General features: G+C 49.9%; 14 protein-coding genes, 1 other RNA gene and 1 pseudogene. 6 read left to right on the forward strand and 10 right to left on the reverse strand.

Annotation, left to right across the window (positions count from 1 at the left end):
- Window positions 1-78 precede the first annotated feature (78 nt).
- The 6 genes and pseudogenes from ACINK7_RS12550 to ACINK7_RS12575 all read left to right on the forward strand — a co-directional run bounded on the left by ACINK7_RS12550 (window position 79) and on the right by ACINK7_RS12575 (window position 10,190).
- Window positions 79-402: a hypothetical protein gene (locus tag ACINK7_RS12550; protein WP_404355593.1), complete on the forward strand. Its 324-nt coding sequence runs from the start codon at window positions 79-81 to the stop codon at window positions 400-402.
- A gap of 3 nt (window positions 403-405) precedes the next feature.
- Window positions 406-3,465, forward strand: a pseudogene (locus ACINK7_RS12555) (type I restriction endonuclease subunit R).
- Between the two features lie 116 nt (window positions 3,466-3,581).
- Window positions 3,582-3,875 (forward strand): IS66 family insertion sequence element accessory protein TnpA, encoded by a 294-nt coding sequence (gene tnpA / locus ACINK7_RS12560; protein WP_404355498.1) that lies wholly within the window; start codon window positions 3,582-3,584, stop codon window positions 3,873-3,875.
- Window positions 3,863-4,213: an IS66 family insertion sequence element accessory protein TnpB gene (tnpB, locus tag ACINK7_RS12565; protein WP_404355496.1), complete on the forward strand. Its 351-nt coding sequence runs from the start codon at window positions 3,863-3,865 to the stop codon at window positions 4,211-4,213. The genes tnpA (ACINK7_RS12560) and tnpB (ACINK7_RS12565) overlap by 13 nt, the downstream gene beginning before the upstream one ends.
- A gap of 85 nt (window positions 4,214-4,298) precedes the next feature.
- Entirely contained in the window at window positions 4,299-5,912 is a 1,614-nt protein-coding gene (gene tnpC / locus ACINK7_RS12570) for an IS66 family transposase (protein ID WP_404355494.1), read from the forward strand.
- 66 nt (window positions 5,913-5,978) lie between these two features.
- Window positions 5,979-10,190, forward strand: coding sequence for an AAA domain-containing protein (locus ACINK7_RS12575; RefSeq protein ID WP_404355595.1), 4,212 nt, complete (start codon window positions 5,979-5,981; stop codon window positions 10,188-10,190).
- 1 nt (window position 10,191) lies between these two features.
- Here the strand turns inward: ACINK7_RS12575 and ACINK7_RS12580 are convergent, their stop codons facing one another.
- The 10 genes from ACINK7_RS12580 to ssrA all read right to left on the reverse strand — a co-directional run bounded on the left by ACINK7_RS12580 (window position 10,192) and on the right by ssrA (window position 19,132).
- Window positions 10,192-11,304 (reverse strand): DNA methyltransferase, encoded by a 1,113-nt coding sequence (locus ACINK7_RS12580; protein WP_404355597.1) that lies wholly within the window; start codon window positions 11,302-11,304, stop codon window positions 10,192-10,194.
- A 154-nt stretch (window positions 11,305-11,458) separates the two neighbouring features.
- On the reverse strand, window positions 11,459-13,072 hold the full coding sequence (tnpC, locus tag ACINK7_RS12585; protein WP_404355494.1) for an IS66 family transposase: 1,614 nt from the start codon (window positions 13,070-13,072) through the stop codon (window positions 11,459-11,461).
- Between the two features lie 85 nt (window positions 13,073-13,157).
- Entirely contained in the window at window positions 13,158-13,508 is a 351-nt protein-coding gene (tnpB, locus tag ACINK7_RS12590) for an IS66 family insertion sequence element accessory protein TnpB (RefSeq protein WP_404355496.1), read from the reverse strand.
- On the reverse strand, window positions 13,496-13,789 hold the full coding sequence (gene tnpA / locus ACINK7_RS12595) for an IS66 family insertion sequence element accessory protein TnpA (RefSeq protein ID WP_404355498.1): 294 nt from the start codon (window positions 13,787-13,789) through the stop codon (window positions 13,496-13,498). Before tnpA (ACINK7_RS12595) ends, tnpB (ACINK7_RS12590) begins: the two co-directional genes overlap by 13 nt.
- Before the next feature lie 72 nt (window positions 13,790-13,861).
- Entirely contained in the window at window positions 13,862-14,614 is a 753-nt protein-coding gene (locus ACINK7_RS12600; RefSeq protein ID WP_404355598.1) for a restriction endonuclease subunit S, read from the reverse strand.
- Complete coding sequence (locus ACINK7_RS12605) at window positions 14,615-16,105, reverse strand: N-6 DNA methylase (protein WP_404355600.1); 1,491 nt, start codon at window positions 16,103-16,105, stop codon at window positions 14,615-14,617.
- Window positions 16,102-17,601 carry an N-6 DNA methylase gene (locus ACINK7_RS12610; RefSeq protein ID WP_404355602.1) on the reverse strand — a complete coding sequence of 500 codons (1,500 nt, stop codon included), beginning with the start codon at window positions 17,599-17,601 and terminating at the stop codon, window positions 16,102-16,104. The genes ACINK7_RS12605 and ACINK7_RS12610 overlap by 4 nt, the downstream gene beginning before the upstream one ends.
- Before the next feature lie 51 nt (window positions 17,602-17,652).
- Window positions 17,653-17,874: a hypothetical protein gene (locus tag ACINK7_RS12615; RefSeq protein ID WP_404355604.1), complete on the reverse strand. Its 222-nt coding sequence runs from the start codon at window positions 17,872-17,874 to the stop codon at window positions 17,653-17,655.
- A 283-nt stretch (window positions 17,875-18,157) separates the two neighbouring features.
- On the reverse strand, window positions 18,158-18,322 hold the full coding sequence (locus ACINK7_RS12620; RefSeq protein WP_404355606.1) for a hypothetical protein: 165 nt from the start codon (window positions 18,320-18,322) through the stop codon (window positions 18,158-18,160).
- Window positions 18,323-18,757: 435 nt separating this feature from the next.
- Window positions 18,758-19,132, reverse strand: a transfer-messenger RNA (tmRNA) gene (gene ssrA, locus ACINK7_RS12625).
- Window positions 19,133-19,360 lie beyond the last annotated feature (228 nt).

Genomic DNA, 19,360 nt, shown 5'->3' on the forward strand with positions numbered 1-19,360 from the left:
GCTCGGCTGGACGCTTACACACGGGAAGCAGAAATTGGCGATGTGTTATTTTGCGTGCGCGGAAGTACAACCGGAAGAATGAATAAATCGGATCAAAAATACTGCATAGGAAGAGGATTAGCTGCAATCAGAGCAAAATCCCCTGAACTGAACGAATATGTATTTCAAGTATTATGTCATTTGAGAGACGCTATTTTTGAGCAAGCTAAAGGTGCAGGTTCCACTTTTCCAAATATTTCAGGAAAGGAGCTAAAAGAGTGGCGTATATCCCCTGTATCCAAGGAACACGCGCTAATTGTTAGTAAAAACTTACGGCAATTAACTTTGGTTAAGAGCAATCTTTTACTAAAAAAAGTAAGCGTACAAGCTCTAAAGAAAAGCTTGCTAAGTTTAGAGGTATAAAAAGTGTTTAACGAACAAACCGTCACAGAAAATGGAATTATCGACCGCTTAAAAAGCTTAAGCGGAGCAAAGTGGACTTACTGCCACGGTGAGAACCTGCCTAAACAAGTGCAGAATATCTTCGTTGATGAATGGCTTAAAGACGCGCTTTGTTCGTTAAACCCCGATATCGCCAAGCAGCCGGATTACGCGGACGAAGTGATTTATAAACTGCGTGGTGTGGTGCTGGAAGCACGCCACACCGGCTTGGTCAAGGCCAATGAAAACTTCCATGAATGGTTGATGGCCGAGAAAACCTTGCCCTTTGGCGAGAACGGCGACCATATCACCATCAATCTGATTGATTTCGACAATATCGACAACAACCACTTTGTGGTCGCGCAGCAAGTGCACTATATCGCGGCCACTGAAGTGTATTTTGACATCGTTCTTTATGTAAACGGTATTCCCTTGGTGGTGGGCGAAGTGAAAACCGCAACGCGCCCGAGTGTTACCTGGCAAGATGGGGCCGCCGATTTTATGGGCGGTAAAAAACACTATTGGAAAAACGTAGAACCCTTCTTTGTGCCCAACCTGCTCTGTTTCGCCAGTGAGGGCAAAACCTTTGCTTACGGTGCCATCAATGCCCGGGTAAAAGATTGGGGTCCTTGGCACAACACAGATCAGCGTGATGAGATTCTTCCTGGCATAGCGTCAGTGCTGGATAGTTGTGAGGGCTTGTTAAACCCACTAACCTTATTGCAGTTACTCGAATCCTTCGCGTTGTTTTCAACGGTTAAAACCGGTAAGAACACGCCACCCAAGCGCATTAAAATTCTACCGCGTTACCCGCAGTTTGAAGCTGCAAAGCAGATTGTGGAGCGTGTGCGCAAAGGTTACCCGAAAAAAGGCCTGATCTGGCACTTCCAGGGTTCGGGTAAATCCCTGTTGATGCTCTATGCCGCCAAAATGCTGCGCGCCGAAAATGCGCTTAAAAATCCCACCGTATTGATCGTGGTCGATCGCCGCGATCTGGACAGTCAAATCAACGAAACCTTTGGCGGTGCGGACGTTAAAAACCTCATCAAGGTGCAAAGCTGCAAAAAGCTCGGTGAGCATATTGAGCAAGACAGCCGTGGAATATTGATCACCACCATCTTCAAGTTTAAAGAGGTCGAGATTGACGAGTGCAATCCCAGTGGCCTGAATAACCGCGACAACATCATCGTGCTCGTAGACGAAGCACACCGCACCCAAGAGGGCGGCTTGGGCGAGAAAATGCGCTGGGCCCTGCCACAAGCGCACTTCTACGGTTTAACCGGCACACCGATTTCGGGCATTGACCGCAACACGTTCAAGCTATTCGGCGCCGAGGAGGACCCCGGCCGCTATATGAATCGCTATAGCTACAAACAGTCGATCCGCGATGGCGCCACCAACCCGGTTAAGTTCGAGCCACGCTTGGCTGAACTGCGCGTAGACCGTGACGCCATTAACCAAGAATTTGAACAGCTGGCCCAAGAAAACAACCTGGACGAAGAAGAAAAGGCGGCGCTCTCCAAGCGTGCAGGTAAATTGGCTGTGATGCTCAAAGCACCCAAACGCATGGCCGCAGTCAGCTCCGATATTGCCGAGCACTTTACCAGCCATGTGAAGCCGAAAAAGATGAAAGGCATGGTGGTGGTGTACGACCGCGACGCTTGCGTGCAGATGTACTATTTGCTCGGTGAAAAACTCGGCTTTGATGCCGTTGAAGTGGTGATGAACGTCGACCAAGCACCGGTAAAAGCCGGAGAAGGCGGTAAAAAAGACAAGCTCAACAAAGACTGGCGCAAGTGGCATGAGGATTTAGAACTGCCGATTCAGCAAGCCGATTTTGAGCGCTGGCAGCAGATTGATGCCGAAGATCAAACTCAGAAAGACCTGATCGAGAGCTACAAAGATCCCAAGCACCCGATACAGCTGATTATCGTGACCGCCAAGTTGCTCACCGGATTTAATGCGCCTATCTGCTATTGCATGTACCTGGATAAGCCCCTGCGCGATCACACTCTGTTACAGGCGATGTGCCGCACCAATCGTCTCTATGAAACTGATGATGTGCGCAAAGACATGGGCCTGATCATTGACTATCTCGGCGTATTTGAAAACCTGCGCACCGCGCTGGCCTATAATCCGGAAGAGATTGATGGCGTAGTGGAAGGCATTGAGGCCTTTAAAGAGCTGCTGCCTGCTCAGCTTAAAAAGTGCCTGGACTTCTTCCCCAATGTGGACCGTACGCTAGAAGGTTTTGAAGGCATTATGGCCGCGCAAGAATGTTTGCCGACCAATGAAAAGCGCGATGAGTTTGCCGCCAGCTTCGGTGTGTTGTCCAAGCTGTGGTCAGCTATTAATCCTGACCCATTCTTAAGTCCTTTCAGAAAGGATTATAAATGGCTGGCGCAAATTTAGTCCGTCCGCCCTGTAGGCCAAACTGGCGCTCTTGTGTGGGCGGCATTGGGCCCCGAAACCATCAAGATGATCCATGAGCATACCGATATCAACCGCATCCGCGACGATATCGATGAGCTGATCATGGATGAGCACGCCATTTTTACGCTGACCGACAAAGAACAAGAACAACGCGCGAAGCGACTGGAGATTGACTTAATGGGGCGCCTGCGAGGTCACACCGATCCGAAATTTGTCGAGCTGGGTGAGCGTCTGGAGAAGCTGCGCCAAGACTACGAAGCCGGTGTGATTAAAGCGATCGATTGGTTAAAAGGCCTGTTAGACGCCGCCAAGGACACCGTGCAAGCCGAGCGCGAAACTGGCGACCGCGTCGTTACTGAAGAAGATAACAAGCAGGCCTTAACCAAGCTCTTCCTGGAAACCCGGCCCGAAACCACGCCCAAGTTAATAGGCGATGTGGTTGAGCAGATCGACAAAATCGTCAAAGCCACCCGTTTCGAAGGTTGGCAAAACTCCAATAGTGGACCGCGTGAAATCCAAAAGGCGCTTCTGGTGACGCTTGCTCAATTTGGGCTGGGTAAAGATAAAGAGCTGTTTAATAAGGCTTACGCCTACATCGAAGAACATTACTAACAAGGATGGACAAATGACCGTCAGAAAAAGAATCTCAAAAGTAAGCGTCCAACGCCACCATCTAAAAATCCCTCGCAGCCACTGTTATCCTCAGGATTTTTCCACGAGGAGAGCACATGGCATTATCGGACAAACAGAAACATCACATCGAAGCCTGGCAAGCCAGCGGATTGACGAAATCAGCGTATTGCCGTCAGACGGGTTTGAACGTCAAAACCTTTGGCCGCTGGTGCCGATTGGCTCGGCAAGCGGTTGACGCCGATGCGCCGACATTGATACCGGTCCGGCTGCAACCGGAGCCGGCGGTCTCGGGTTCGTTGTCGTTACGTTGGCCGCAAGGCCACGTTTTAGAGCTGCCGGTCAGTGTATCGCCGCATTGGCTCGGGGAGTTGCTGCAATGTCTGGTTTGATTGAGAGTCCGGCGCAAATCTGGCTGGCGGTCGAGCCGGTCGATATGAGGCGGGGCATCGATGGCTTGTCGGCGATTGTCCAACAGCGCTTAGGACATGCGCCATGCGCCGGGGCAGCGTTTATTTTTCGCAATCGCGCCGGTAATCGTTTGAAAGTGTTGCTGTGGGACGGCAATGGCGTTTGGTTGTGTCAACGCCGTCTGCATCGAGGCTCGTTTACCTGGCCCAAGGCCTCCGAAACCGTATTTGCCCTGAGTCAGGCGCAGTGGCAATGGTTGATTGCCGGGGTCGATTGGCAGCGCTTATCGGCGTCATCGTCAGCCGATTGGCAAGTCTAAAAGGCCTGAAAAAAACACGTAAAAATTCGTAGAAACCCAGTTGAATCAAGTGCTTCAGAGGGCTTGATAGGGTATAATAAGCCCCATGAATCCACTGGCCGAACTCGATCAATTGAACCTGGAGCCCGCCGCGAAAAACCATGTCGCGGCGTTGCTGCAGGCGCTTCTTGATCAAGCTGCTCAGGACGCCAAAACCATTGAGGCTAAAGAAGCTGACATCCAGGCTAAAGACCTCAAAATCGGCGCCCTGACCTACGAATTGGCCTACTACAAGCGTATCCGCTTCAGCACCAAGAGCGAAGCGCTGGCACCACTGCAACGCGACGTGTTCGAGGAAACTCTCGATGCCGACATTGCCGCTATCGAAGCCGAGGTCGAGCAGCTTCAAGACGGCCCGGCGTGTGATACTGTGGTTCGCCCCAAACGTCCGCGCGCCGGCCGCCAGCCCTTACCGGATCATTTGCCCCGCATCGAGCACCGTCACGACCCCGAATCCTGCACTTGCGGTCAGTGCGGCAAGGACTTGGTCAAGATCGGCGAAGACGTCACCGAACAACTGGACGTCGAGCCGGCTAAATTCTTTGTCCATCGTCATATCCGCCCGCAATATGCCTGCCGAGCCTGTGAAACCGTCACGGCGGCGCCGATTCCTCCAGCCGTGATCGACGGCGGTATGGCGGCAGTCGGCTTGCTGACCTGGGTGCTGATCGGCAAATTCCTCGATCACTTGCCGTTGTACCGATTGGAACAGATCGCCGCCCGTAGCGGTGTGATCTTGTCCCGCTCGACACTGGCCGATTGGGTCGGACGCCTCGGCGTCGCCCTGGAGCCCTTGGCCGATCGTTTAACCTGGCACTTATTGCATCGCGATAGCTTGCATGCCGACGAAACCCCGGTTTCGCAACTGGATCCCGGCAACGGCAAAACCAAGAAAGCCTATTTATGGGCTTATCGCAGCAACGATTTGCAACCCGGCCCCAAGATCCTCGTCTTCGACTACCAAGCCGGCCGGAGTGGCCGGCATGCGCAGCAATTTCTACAAGGCTGGCACGGTCACCTGCTGGTCGATGACTACAGTGGCTACAAAGCCCTGTTTGCGACGGCGCGTGCGCATCCCGAATCATCTTGCCTACTCGAACCGTGTGTCGAATTGGCGTGCTGGGCGCATGTGCGCCGAAAATTCTTCGATCTGTATCAGGCCAATCAGAGCCCGATCGCGCAGGAGGCGTTAAATCGTATCGCGGTCTTATATGTGGTAGAAGCCGACGCGCGGGAACTGACATCCCGAGAGCGCCAAACCCTTCGGGCCGAAAAAAGCCTGCCGGCACTCACGGACTTACACGACTGGCTGCACCAAACCCGGTTGCGCACCGCACCGAATACCGCGACCGCCAAAGCCATCGATCACGCGTTAAAACGCTGGCCAGCCCTGACACGATATGCCGAAACTGGCGATTTACCCATAGACAACAACCCGGTAGAAAACGCCATCCGGCCCATTGCCCTGGGCAAAAAAAACTGGCTGTTCGCCGGATCCGAGCGTGCCGGTCAACGGGCCGCCGTCATCCAAACCCTGCTCGGCACTGCCAAACTCAATGGCCTCGATCCCGCCGCTTGGTTAAATGAAACCCTGGAAAAACTCCCTACCTGGCCCAATAGCCGGATCGACGAGCTGTTGCCTTTCGACCATCTGGATTAAATCATGCTCAGTTGAGTACGAATAGGTGGCTCGGCTGGACGCTTACTCTCAAAAAGCACCATGTCGATGTTCTTTAGAACAGGATGTGACCGCGAGCTTTATTTATCTTTGCACACAGGAAAAAAAGAGAACATTGAGGTCGCCGGACTTTCGGTGCCACTTAAGTCCCGTCCAGGCGTTCAGATCATTACCAAAGCAGGCAATGACTTTGAGCGTGGCCAATATGAGATGTTAGTGAGAGAGCTGCCAGGAAACGTTGTATTCGAGCCATCTTTTAACGATGTCGATTTGCTGAAAACCCTATCTGCGCACGCTGCCAATACGCTTATAATTCAGCCTGCTATAGAGCCTGAAACCTTTCGAGGCACCGTTCTTGGCAACCTGGGACTCAGTCATTCTGAGCAGTCCTTCTTGATTCCGCCCCTGAGTGGAATGCGCCCTGACCTTATCTATGCATGGGCAAACCCAGAACCCGATTGGGAGGTGTTGCCCGACGGAAGACGATCGCATGTTGATGGAAGTGACGGTCGTATCGCGTTATCCGTTATCGATCTGAAAAATGTTCAGGAGGGAAATGCCAGTTATGCCGCAGAAGTTTGTCTGTACTCAATTTTCCTTTCTAACTATTTGAGCGTTAATAATCTCGACGATCAATACTACGTATCGCACCAATGCTTTCTTTGGAGTAACGCTGAGCTATTCAATTTCAGTAAGGCATTAATTGCCAAACCGATAAAAACGCCATTAGAGAAAATCGATGCATTACGGTATGACTGGGAGCTAGTCAATTACCTGCTATACATGCCAAGCGTACTGAAATTTTTCAGGGAAGATTTGATTCGAGTAATTTCTATTGGCGATGCCAGTGGATGGAAAGCAGTCGATTACCATGTCTCCGGCAAATGCAACGCCTGTGATTGGCTTGGTGTGGAGAAATGGCTTAACCCTGCAGACAAGATATTCTTCCAAAATAATCCAGAAAACTATTGCTCCAGAGCCGCTGAAACCCAGGACCATCTTTGTAGACTTCCAGGCTTAAGCAAAGGCGCGCGACAAATTCTGTCAAATAATGGTGTAAGCACTGTCAATGCGCTGGCTCAGGTGCCAAGCACCTCACCCGCCATACTCGGCAAACATACCTTTTTGAAGCGAGAACGAAATTCGATTGAAGGCAAAGCTCAGGCTTTATTGACCAATAGCCTAACAACCGACACCAACGCAATCGTTGCTGGGCTTGCCCGGGACATAAATCTAGAGATCGACATTACAGTCAACTTTGATGCGTCTTCTGGGTATTTAACGGGCATTGGCTTTAGAGCAAATCTGCTATATCCGTATGGTTCGGCGAGCGCTCCGGAACGTTTAAGCCTAACAAGTTTCGTAAACCCTAAAGATGAGGTCGTATCCGAGTGGGGTGTCGTTCAAAACTTCATTGAGGAATTTGTTCGAGTTGTCGATTCAGCTGTTGCCAAATTTGGTGCACAGAGTCTTGGCAACCCCAAGACGCAAATTTATTTTTGGGAAGTACGCCAGTATGAAGAGCTTTGCAAGGCCTTCGGTCGCCACTTAGGAGCAATTCTTGCCCTGCCTACGGCCAAGCAGAAAAGTCTAGCTTGGGTATTTCCTCCGGATGAGCTGATTGAAAAAGAGGATGGCGAAATTAGTCCTGCAATTGTCTTCATCCAGGATATTATTCAGCGAATCGTTAATACACCGATTCCCTTTGCGCTTACGCTTTTAAGGGTGGCAGAAGAGTACCACCTAGCCCAAATGCCACCACAAAATGTAGACAACTATTATCAAGAACCGCTTGGCAACAGCATTCCACGAGAGCGCATCTACGAAATATGGAAGTCCCCTGCAGGTGTGTTTATGCGCGGCTCTCGAACCATCATGGTTCACGATGCTATCGCCGACTACGGCAAGGCGCTCAGGGCTCAGGCATATTCACTAGCGACTATTACCGCCAGATTGCGAAATGATTTCAGAGGCAAGTTAAAAGGCTCAGCACGGGTTCTTCGTTTGCAGGGTGTTTCAGGGAAAAGAGGTGTAGCTGATGATTCGAAGTTGTGGGCACAATGGGATTTAGTCAATGCCGCGACGAGCAAGGTTGAACGGATTTCTGAGTTCACTATGCCCGGAGAGCGACTGGAATCGTCTTTTAAGGCGATTGTACTGACAAAGATTATTCGCATCTTAGGTCCGTACCATTTTGAATTTGAAGTAAGCCCAGACTCCACAGAATCCAAACTTGAGGAGGGTAACAAATATCTTTCCCTAGGCTCGATAAATACTCCTGGATTTCTGCTCCAAACCGGCTTTTCCTTCGGCGGTCAACAGGCCTTTCCAAACTTGGAGTATCGTCGACTTAGATTGGCTACTTACCAATTTATTTCAGCGTCACTGATTCGATTTGATAGAGTAAACCGGGTTGCAGAAGTGGAATTTAAACCTAGCTTTAGCCCGTCAGAACTCTATGGATTATTTCAAGCAGCAGTGAACAGCGCCGCAATTAATAATTTTACAGTGCCGGTTTTTCTAATGGAGTCAGCACCATACGATGATTCCAGCAATACAATCGATATTCTTGAAGCAATTGGTCACCCTGTTAATTCGAAAGCGGACAAGAATGCGGTCATTGCTTTAGGTCGACGCGCACCATCGAGTAAAGCAGGTACGGATCCGGTAACGCCAGCGTCTACTGTACTTTGGGAGGCTAATAAGCTCGCAAAACAGGCTGTCCGGAATCAATCTGACGTCACGGCAATTGTTTCAAAATCCAAGAGCTTAAACCGGCATCCGCTCAATCAAAGCCAGATCGATGCTATTAAGGGCTGTGCGAAACAGAGTCTCAGTATTATCTGGGGGCCTCCTGGTACGGGCAAAACCGATACATTGTCGGCATTAATTCATGCGCTAGCATCAGAAGCTATTGCGAAAGGTTCTGGTCTAAAAATTCTGCTAACCGGCCCTAACTATCGCGCTGTTCAAGAGTTAATAGAAAGAACAATCAACAGTATTGCCAACGACTCATCCTGCGTGCTTGATGTATTTAGTGGCTTTTCTCGCTCAAGAGAGCCAGTCCCCCTGAATCTTAATGCAGTTCATTTGGGCGGAGGTGCATTAAGGTTTACAAATAGTGACCCGCTGCACGGAACGTTTTTGCAAAGCATGCGGGATCTTAACAAGGTGACAATTGTTGGTACTGCTGCACATGCCCTGCCAACGATGGTTCAACTGCTGGGCTCCCAAGGCTCATTAGCACCCATATTCGATCTAACGATTATTGATGAGAGTTCACAGGTCCCCGTAATCTTGGCACTACGCGCTTTAGCAGTTCTCAAGGATTCATCACAATTGGTGATCGCAGGAGACCACATGCAAATGCCGCCAATTGCGAGCCTAGACGCTCCAATTGGTGCGGAGTATCTGGTTGGGAGTATCCAGACATATCTATTGCAACGGTTTAACATGAAGCCATTACCCTTGCTGGTTAACTATCGTTCAGGTGCAGACATCGTCGCTTACGCGCGCAGCCTCGACTACCCTCAGGCATTGGTTCCTGAATTTCCGGATTTGCGGATACATCAAATCAATGCGCCTAGCAGTGCTCCAGCCGCAACCGGTATTTCTTATTCACCCCTGATAGGTGAAACACTAGCGTCGAATAAAGCGGTGATCAGTTTAATCCATGAGGATATCGCATCGTCCCAAGCAAATCCCGAAGAGGCAGAGTTAGTTGTTACTTTGATTTGGCACTTATTTAACAGTGCCAGTTATTTCCTTGATGGAACTAATCAGACAGTTCATCATAGACCCGCAAATGAGGATGAGTTCTTCGAAAAATGTGTTGGAATAGTAACGCCTCATAAGGCGCAAAAATCGCTAATAATTTCAAAGTTGAATCAACTATTTCCGAGTGCAGATAAAGAAAAAATATTTTCTGCGGTGGACACGGTTGAACGATTCCAAGGTGGCCAGCGACACACAATTATTGTTTCATTTGGCGTTGGGGACTCAGAAATTGTGGAGTCTGAGGAGGAGTTCTTGATGCAGCTAGAAAGGACCAATGTTGCGGTGTCGCGCGCTATGGCCAAGTGCATAATGATTATGCCGAAGTCACTCGCCTATCATTTGCCAAGCGACAAAAAGATCGCAGAATCTGCCAGAGCACTAAAATCTTATATCGATGAGTTTTGTTCTGAATCACAAAAGTATGTTCATCCGCTATCCAGCGGGGACAGAGAGTTCGAACTGAGATGGCATGAAAGCGTGTAAGCTAAACTCTTAGCACATGAAAATCGAACTCGGATGATGCCGTCGAGTTCGATTTCATTTGCCCAGCTTGTCGCTTTCCTTCATCAGCTGTTTTTGCATTTCTGACCGATACGACTTTCCAGCTAGCACCTGATGATTCAAGTGATTCCAAAAAAAGTTTTTTTGCATCGACTTTAGCAGAAGGAATGATTCCAAATCGGATAAACATTCTGAGCTGATCAGAAGTAGATAGCGCCATGTTGCTCCACACTTTCCCTAGCGATGCAGCGAAGACAGCTTGGCCACCATGATCCAATTGCTCATCGACACTATAATCGACATAGTCAGGACCACCCAAAAACCAGTTTCTTAACCACTGATCCTGCACATATGTACGCATCCCATAGTAAGGCGGTGAAGTAATGACCGTAGTAAAATCTCTTCTTGAGCTGTTAAATGATTCAATAAGTCGCGAATCACCATTCAAAATTTGCTGGAAACTTCCAGAGACTTTATCACCAAGACCATGCAGACGCAGCGTTCTTTTGCTTACGACCGTTAAAACATCGATCTTAGGCGGCTTCATGTTACGCTCTTTCCAGTACCTAACTGAGTAGTCTGGCTTGGACGAAAATGTGCGTGGCATCTGATTTGAGAAATAGGACGCCGTATCAATCGATTTAGTGAGAGGACCATGCAGCGCCCCCAAACAAACTGCCCTTAAGACAACCGATGCATCAGTCTCTCGTCTAATGTTAAGAAGCCCATTTCTGATTTTACATATTTGTGAAAGTGTGTCTTTGTGGTATGCCCAGTTGAAAAAATATGATGTGGGAACTTGGATATCTTCTACCGTGAAAAGCAACTTCTGAGCAAGCTCAATAACCTCATTGCTTTCACAGCTTGCGAGTTTTGCTCTGGCTATTGCTACCGCAACAGGAGAAGAATCTATGCCCCATGCATCTAACCCAAATTTTCGGGCAGCAAACAGCGAAGTTCCTCTCCCGCAAAAGGGGTCCATTACAACCGGTGATTCTGATTTGAGTCTCTTTAGAATTTTGGTTGGGTATTCCAAGGGAAACATTGTGAAATACGGACAGACTGCGTTTAGCGCATTTTCTGTCAAATTACTCATTTTCCCCATATTTCAAGAAGTCCAAATTCAGTGTAAATAGATGGAGGTATACTAGCTTATTTTGCCGCTATAATGTAAGCGTCCAACGCCACCATCTAAAAAACTTTCGTAAGCGTCCAGCCGAGCCACCTATTCGTACTCAACTGAGCATGATTTAATCCAGATGGTCGAAAGGCAACAGCTCGTCGATCCGGCTATTGGGCCAGGTAGGGAGTTTTTCCAGGGTTTCATTTAACCAAGCGGCGGGATCGAGGCCATTGAGTTTGGCAGTGCCGAGCAGGGTTTGGATGACGGCGGCCCGTTGACCGGCACGCTCGGATCCGGCGAACAGCCAGTTTTTTTTGCCCAGGGCAATGGGCCGGATGGCGTTTTCTACCGGGTTGTTGTCTATGGGTAAATCGCCAGTTTCGGCATATCGTGTCAGGGCTGGCCAGCGTTTTAACGCGTGATCGATGGCTTTGGCGGTCGCGGTATTCGGTGCGGTGCGCAACCGGGTTTGGTGCAGCCAGTCGTGTAAGTCCGTGAGTGCCGGCAGGCTTTTTTCGGCCCGAAGGGTTTGGCGCTCTCGGGATGTCAGTTCCCGCGCGTCGGCTTCTACCACATATAAGACCGCGATACGATTTAACGCCTCCTGCGCGATCGGGCTCTGATTGGCCTGATACAGATCGAAGAATTTTCGGCGCACATGCGCCCAGCACGCCAATTCGACACACGGTTCGAGTAGGCAAGATGATTCGGGATGCGCACGCGCCGTCGCAAACAGGGCTTTGTAGCCACTGTAGTCATCGACCAGCAGGTGACCGTGCCAGCCTTGTAGAAATTGCTGCGCATGCCGGCCACTCCGGCCGGCTTGGTAGTCGAAGACGAGGATCTTGGGGCCGGGTTGCAAATCGTTGCTGCGATAAGCCCATAAATAGGCTTTCTTGGTTTTGCCGTTGCCGGGATCCAGTTGCGAAACCGGGGTTTCGTCGGCATGCAAGCTATCGCGATGCAATAAGTGCCAGGTTAAACGATCGGCCAAGGGCTCCAGGGCGACGCCGAGGCGTCCGACCCAATCGGCCAGTGTCGAGCGGGACAAGATCACACCGCTACGGGCGGCGATCTGTTCCAATCGGTACAACGGCAAGTGATCGAGGAATTTGCCGATCAGCACCCAGGTCAGCAAGCCGACTGCCGCCATACCGCCGTCGATCACGGCTGGAGGAATCGGCGCCGCCGTGACGGTTTCACAGGCTCGGCAGGCATATTGCGGGCGGATATGACGATGGACAAAGAATTTAGCCGGCTCGACGTCCAGTTGTTCGGTGACGTCTTCGCCGATCTTGACCAAGTCCTTGCCGCACTGACCGCAAGTGCAGGATTCGGGGTCGTGACGGTGCTCGATGCGGGGCAAATGATCCGGTAAGGGCTGGCGGCCGGCGCGCGGACGTTTGGGGCGAACCACAGTATCACACGCCGGGCCGTCTTGAAGCTGCTCGACCTCGGCTTCGATAGCGGCAATGTCGGCATCGAGAGTTTCCTCGAACACGTCGCGTTGCAGTGGTGCCAGCGCTTCGCTCTTGGTGCTGAAGCGGATACGCTTGTAGTAGGCCAATTCGTAGGTCAGGGCGCCGATTTTGAGGTCTTTAGCCTGGATGTCAGCTTCTTTAGCCTCAATGGTTTTGGCGTCCTGAGCAGCTTGATCAAGAAGCGCCTGCAGCAACGCCGCGACATGGTTTTTCGCGGCGGGCTCCAGGTTCAATTGATCGAGTTCGGCCAGTGGATTCATGGGGCTTATTATACCCTATCAAGCCCTCTGAAGCACTTGATTCAACTGGGTTTCTACGAATTTTTACGTGTTTTTTTCAGGCCTTTTAGACTTGCCAATCGGCTGACGATGACGCCGATAAGCGCTGCCAATCGACCCCGGCAATCAACCATTGCCACTGCGCCTGACTCAGGGCAAATACGGTTTCGGAGGCCTTGGGCCAGGTAAACGAGCCTCGATGCAGACGGCGTTGACACAACCAAACGCCATTGCCGTCCCACAGCAACACTTTCAAACGATTACCGGCGCGATTGCGAAAAATAAACGCTGCCCCGGCGCATGGCGCATGTCCTAAGCGCTGTTGGACAATCGCCGACAAGCCATCGATGCCCCGCCTCATATCGACCGGCTCGACCGCCAGCCAGATTTGCGCCGGACTCTCAATCAAACCAGACATTGCAGCAACTCCCCGAGCCAATGCGGCGATACACTGACCGGCAGCTCTAAAACGTGGCCTTGCGGCCAACGTAACGACAACGAACCCGAGACCGCCGGCTCCGGTTGCAGCCGGACCGGTATCAATGTCGGCGCATCGGCGTCAACCGCTTGCCGAGCCAATCGGCACCAGCGGCCAAAGGTTTTGACGTTCAAACCCGTCTGACGGCAATACGCTGATTTCGTCAATCCGCTGGCTTGCCAGGCTTCGATGTGATGTTTCTGTTTGTCCGATAATGCCATGTGCTCTCCTCGTGGAAAAATCCTGAGGATAACAGTGGCTGCGAGGGATTTTTAGATGGTGGCGTTGGACGCTTACTCCCGTGTTACTTGATTGGTGTATTGGACAGGAGTAGGAAACTCCTCGCCAAACTCGGTGGGCCCATTGAGAAGAGGTAAACTTCCGTCGATATATGTATCAAAGCAATTTGAGCCTTTAGGAGACTGACCCATGACAATATCAGCTATTTCTTGAAGCTCAATCATTCCACTATCAGAAACAAACTCTTTGGACCTCAATGCATTTGTTGCTTGATCAACAGCAATAATGCTGGCATCGCAGTGACTAATTGTTTCCTCAGATTTTTTAAGGAGTTGCAGTAATATCGACTGTTTGTCTTCTGTGGGAATAACAAAACGCTGCTCGCTAAGCACTTTCCATTTAATAGTTGGTGATAATGAGCCTTCAGATATAGCTACCGCGCGATTCATAAACACATCTGACTGCATAAAAAATGGCAAAAATTCTGGTACTACATTTTTAGGATTTGCCTCCAGCACCATGGCGTGTGCGGAACAAATACAGTCCCAATCAGCAACCGCCACTTTGCGTTGATAGGCGCGTCGCTTACCAAAAATGACTTGTCCTTTTTTCACCAACAGCTTTTGGCCTGCAACATCGCTGGGTACACCATGACGCTTTATTTTTAGGCTATCTGCATCTAAATGTTCCAGGCCGACATAGATTTCTAGGTCAGTTTCGCTGGGCTCGACACGCTTAGAGATATGTTTGGCGATATCGCCAAACTTTATCATTTGCCAGCCTTCAGGTAATTGCTGTTCGCTCATTTATTGTTCCACCTTGCTTTCAACGGTGTATCCAAGCTTTGCAAGGCTTTGGAATAATTTATTAGTCTGTTTTTTTAATTGCACTCGGCTGACTTTCCACGCCTCGATAGCATGTTCAATATCGTGCACTTCGCCATTGTTTTGCGCTTGCACATAAAGCGGAATCGACAGGTTGTAGAGGTTCTCTTTAAGGGTGTCGATATCCACCAACGCAGCAATGTCGCTTTGCTTCTCGGGTTCAAAGTACGCCTCGCAAAGCACGGTCAAATCATCATCTGACAGGCGGCTGTGGGCGCGCTCGCGGGTAACGTATTCCACGCCATTGATAAACAATACTTTGTTTTTTCGCTCGGCTGGCTTGTTGCAATTGAGCACTACCACGCAGGATTCCATCGGCGAGTTGTAAAACAGGTTTGGCCCAAGGCCAATCACCGCTTCGATAATGTCGGACTCAATCACTTGTTTACGGATTCTTTGCTCGGAATCGCGAAACAACACGCCGTGTGGCCAGAGCATGGCGGCGCGGCCAGTATCGGGTTTCAGGCTAAGGATGATATGGGTGTAAAACGCATAGTCGGCGCAGCCTTGCGGTGGTACGCCATAGAGGTTGCGGCCATAGGGGTCGGCCGCAAACTTATCGCGGTTCCACTTTTTGATGGAATACGGCGGGTTGGCAAAAATCACATCAAACTGCTTGAGCTGGTCGTTTTCAATAAACTTGGGTTCGGCCAAGGTATCGCCGCGTAGCACATCGAACTCTTCAATGTCGTGCAGGAACATATTCATGCGGGCGATGGCCGAGGTGAGCAAATTTACTTCTTGGCCATACAAATGCACACTGCGCCATTCTTCACCACGTTCGCGCAGATCCATCACCGCGTTAAGCAACATTCCGCCGGTGCCGCAGGTGGGGTCGTAGGCGGTTTCACCGGGTTTCAAGCCCATGATGCGGGTCATCAAATGCACCACGGTACGGTTGGTATAAAACTCGGCGGCGGTATGGCCGGAGTCGTCAGCAAACTTTTTAATCAGGTATTCGTAGGCTTCGCCTAGATCGTCCTGGGCGACCGATTTAATCCCCAGCGGAATTTTACTGAAGTGCTCAATCAGATCAGACAGCAGGTGATCGGGCAGACGCTCTTTATTGGTCCACTGGGCATCACCAAACACGCCATGCAAACGCGGGTTATTGGCTTCGATTAAACGCAGCGCGTTTTGAATGGCTTCACCAATGTTTTTGCTGGTGTTGCGCACCTTTTCCCAACGCGCTTCTTGTGGAATATCAAAGCGGTGAAACATGGGCATAGCGGCGTATTCGGCATCGCCTTCGTGAATCTCCAACGCTTCGGCGTATTCTTCTAAGTACACATCCGACAGGCGTTTATAAAACAGCAGCGGGAAGATGTACTGTTTGTAGTCTGAGGCGTCGATTTGGCCGCGTAAAAACTCGGCCGCGCCCCAAAGGAGGTTTTCTAAATCGGTTTTATTCATATCTCAAAACCCTCTTGGATCAGTAGGGCTTCCAATTCGTCTTCGGCTTGTTCCAACGCGGCGAGTTTTTGTTGAAAATCCTTCAGCGCCTCTTCTACCGAGATGGTCTCTTCTTCCAGTGGCTTTTGAACATAGCGCGCAATGTTTAAGTTGAAGTCGTTTTCTTCGATTTCACTAACTGGTACCCAGCGGGCAACCCCTTCAATTTCTGCAACTTTAGGGCCCTGTTGAATCTGGCTTTGGTAGATGCCGTAGATTTCATCGGCTTGATCATTGCTTAGGGTGTTTTGTGCTCGACCTTTGGTGAAGATTTCTTCGGCATTAATGATCAGCATATGATCTTTATGAGTCTGCGGACGTGATTTGCGCAGCACAAGGATGCTGGCTGGAATGCCTGTGCCATAAAAGAGGTTCGATGCCACACCGATAATGGCTTCAATGCGATTCTCTTGTAGTAGTTTGGTGCGGATGGCGCCTTCAGCTCCGCCACGGAACAGCACGCCATGCGGCAAAACGACAGCCATTCGCCCCTTGTCGTTTAACGAGGCGAACATGTGCTGCACCCAGGCAAAATCGCCGTTAGTTTTGGGCGCCAGGCCATATTGTTTACGGCCGTAAGGGTCCGCCGACCAAAGATCATAGCCCCATTCTTTGAGGCTGAATGGCGGGTTGGCGATTACACAATCAAAGGTTTCCAAACGATCACTGACCAGAAACTTAGGGTCACGCAATGTATCGCCGCGCACAATATCGAAGTCTTCCTGGCCATGGAGAAACAGATTCATGCGCGCAATGGCTTCGGTGGTTAGGTTCTTTTCTTGGCCTTTGATTTTTAGCAGGCGTGGATCACCGCCGTTTTCTTTAACGTGATGGATGGTTTCCAGCAGCATGCCGCCGGTACCGCATGCGGGGTCATAGACACTTTCACCGGCTTTGGGGTCAAGAATATTGACCATCAAGCGAACAATCGTGCGCGGGGTATAGAATTCGCCGGCCTTTTTGTTGGCCTTATCTGCAAAACGTTTAATCAGGTATTCGTACGCACGACCCATATCGTCATCGCGTACGCTGGCGACACCCAGATTCACTTTATTGAAATGGTTAAGCAGTGTGCTCAACAGCTCGTCTGATAAGCGATCTTTGTTGGTCCAGCTGGCATCGCCAAAAATGCCATGGAGCTTTGGATTTGCCAGCTCGATGCCTCTGAACGCATCCTTCAGAGCCTGGCCGACGTCTTTCGTTCGATTGAATACATGGCTCCAGTGACAGTTTTCTGGAATCTGTATGCGATGAAACATATCGCCCTTGGCAAGCTCTTCATCACCCACTTGCGCCATGGCCTGCTCAAACTCCTCGTCGTACACATCGCATATCCGTTTGAAAAACAGAATCGGGAAGATGTATGTTTTGTAGTCAGAGGCGTCTATGGGGCCGGTGATGATATGAGCGGCGTGCCATAGGTGGGCTATGAGGTCTTTTAGGGATATCAACGTCATTAATGTTTGTTCTCTTGGGTTTCAGGCTCATAGCCTGGCGCGAGCTGCAGATTATCCACCCTTATACTGGCTTGTTACGTAGCCCAGACTTTTCGCTATCAGTGTTTGCGTTTCGACTCCCCCCATGTCAGGATAGTTGCCGCCATAGCGATATTTGGGATTGACGGTTAAGGTGATTTGCTCCAGTGGTTCATCGGGTGTCAGTTCGTCTTGCAAGCCATAGGCGTTGATGAACAAGCGGTTGTTTTCTTCCTCCAACTGTTGCATTTCCATGATTGTCTGGTGGTTTTGTTCCTGCCATTTGTATCAAATAAAAATCCACCTTCAGAATATCTAACTCCTAAGTATACCTTTAGCACTTCAAATTTCGGCAGTGCCGGAGGAGGTCTCGGGGTACTCGGTAAAGGCTTTGCTAGCATGGAGCTGGGCAAACTGTCATCACCTAATTCTGCTTTGACGTCTTCCGGCACCAAAATCTCGGTCGCGCAATGCGCTGATAAATGCAGCCAATTGATCTTGCCAAGGAAAATAATCGGGCTGGTGTTCAAGGCTATTTTCATAGTTTGAGGTCATCAACCGTTGCTATATCTTCTAAAACACATTGATCGGCTATTCGGTAACCTTGATCGAAATGTTCTATTAAGCGGTCGTTGAACGCTTCGAAACTAAGTCCGGCAATATGTGCGGCACTGGCGAAACTGATTTTACCTGCATGGTACAAGCTTGCCGCCAGGAAAAATTCAATGGCATGCTGAACCTAGTGGTTGCAAGACTTCTTCAAATTCGGGTTGTAATTCTACTAACATCATTGGCTCCCAATAGTGCTATCGATACAGCAGCCGGCATAGATTTTCTCTCTCGTACAAGGACTTTCATCAACGACGGGGCGACTAAAACGCTCGAAAAAAACATCCCATTCGCCGGCTGATTGAATAGGCTCTTCCTTACCAGCCGAAATAGAATTAGGTCGCCGCCTTGCGCGCACGTTGTTTGATCGTGTCTGCAATCAATTCTTGCAACCATTCATAGGGCGTTTTTCCATTGGAAGGTGAAAGTCCGCGACGACGAAGTTCGCAACCTTTTACCACATAAGGCCTGTAGCGCGGGACGCAGGCATAAAAAAAGGTGAACTGAGATCAGTTCACCTTCTTGAATTTGGTGGAGGCGGCGGGGATTGAACCCGCGTCCGCAAGCACTCCGCCACAAGCTCTACATGCTTATCCTGATCTTTTGATTTAACCGACAGCTACCCGTCAGGCCAAGAAAACCGTCGGCGATTCCGTTAGGATTTAGTGCGTCAGCTCCGGACAGGCATCGGCACGATCTTATGTGCTGTGACCCCTGAGTGATCCGAAGATCCTACCCGCATAAGCACAGATAGTCAGAGGAATGGTGGCTGTTTTTATGCAGCCAAAGCCATTGAGTAGTTTTCGTCGTTTGCGAATACTTTATTTCAGTAGGTTTTACGAGCTGTACTGTGCTCGGCATGCACTCAAGGTTTTGCTACCCACGTCGAAGCCATGTCGCCCCCTTAGTGTTGCGCGATATTAACAATTAAATTCAGCATTAGCAAATGTTAATTTATTATCGCACTTTGAACTTGCATCTTTCCATTTTTGCATCGTTCGCATATAAAGACCTTCTTAATGACCGACAGTTCCTTTGGTTTAAATTTAATTTTGGATAGGCTTGGGTGAGCAGTGAATAGTGAATAGTGAATAGTGAATAGTGAATAGTGAATAGTGAATAGTGAATAGTG

Source organism: Methylotuvimicrobium sp. KM1 (genome assembly GCF_044788715.1).
GTDB lineage: Bacteria > Pseudomonadota > Gammaproteobacteria > Methylococcales > Methylomonadaceae > Methylotuvimicrobium.

Coding starts and splice junctions, on each gene's coding strand:
- tnpA (WP_404355498.1), bottom strand. CDS start 13,789: ATGGCATTATCGGACAAACAGAAACATCACATCGAAGCCTGGCAAGCC.
- tnpC (WP_404355494.1), bottom strand. CDS start 13,072: ATGAATCCACTGGCCGAACTCGATCAATTGAACCTGGAGCCCGCCGCG.
- tnpB (WP_404355496.1), bottom strand. CDS start 13,508: ATGTCTGGTTTGATTGAGAGTCCGGCGCAAATCTGGCTGGCGGTCGAG.
- ACINK7_RS12580 (WP_404355597.1), bottom strand. CDS start 11,304: ATGAGTAATTTGACAGAAAATGCGCTAAACGCAGTCTGTCCGTATTTC.
- tnpA (WP_404355498.1), top strand. CDS start 3,582: ATGGCATTATCGGACAAACAGAAACATCACATCGAAGCCTGGCAAGCC.
- ACINK7_RS12615 (WP_404355604.1), bottom strand. CDS start 17,874: ATGGAAATGCAACAGTTGGAGGAAGAAAACAACCGCTTGTTCATCAAC.
- ACINK7_RS12610 (WP_404355602.1), bottom strand. CDS start 17,601: ATGACGTTGATATCCCTAAAAGACCTCATAGCCCACCTATGGCACGCC.
- ACINK7_RS12575 (WP_404355595.1), top strand. CDS start 5,979: ATGTTCTTTAGAACAGGATGTGACCGCGAGCTTTATTTATCTTTGCAC.
- tnpB (WP_404355496.1), top strand. CDS start 3,863: ATGTCTGGTTTGATTGAGAGTCCGGCGCAAATCTGGCTGGCGGTCGAG.
- ACINK7_RS12600 (WP_404355598.1), bottom strand. CDS start 14,614: ATGAGCGAACAGCAATTACCTGAAGGCTGGCAAATGATAAAGTTTGGC.
- ACINK7_RS12550 (WP_404355593.1), top strand. CDS start 79: ATGAATAAATCGGATCAAAAATACTGCATAGGAAGAGGATTAGCTGCA.
- tnpC (WP_404355494.1), top strand. CDS start 4,299: ATGAATCCACTGGCCGAACTCGATCAATTGAACCTGGAGCCCGCCGCG.
- ACINK7_RS12605 (WP_404355600.1), bottom strand. CDS start 16,105: ATGAATAAAACCGATTTAGAAAACCTCCTTTGGGGCGCGGCCGAGTTT.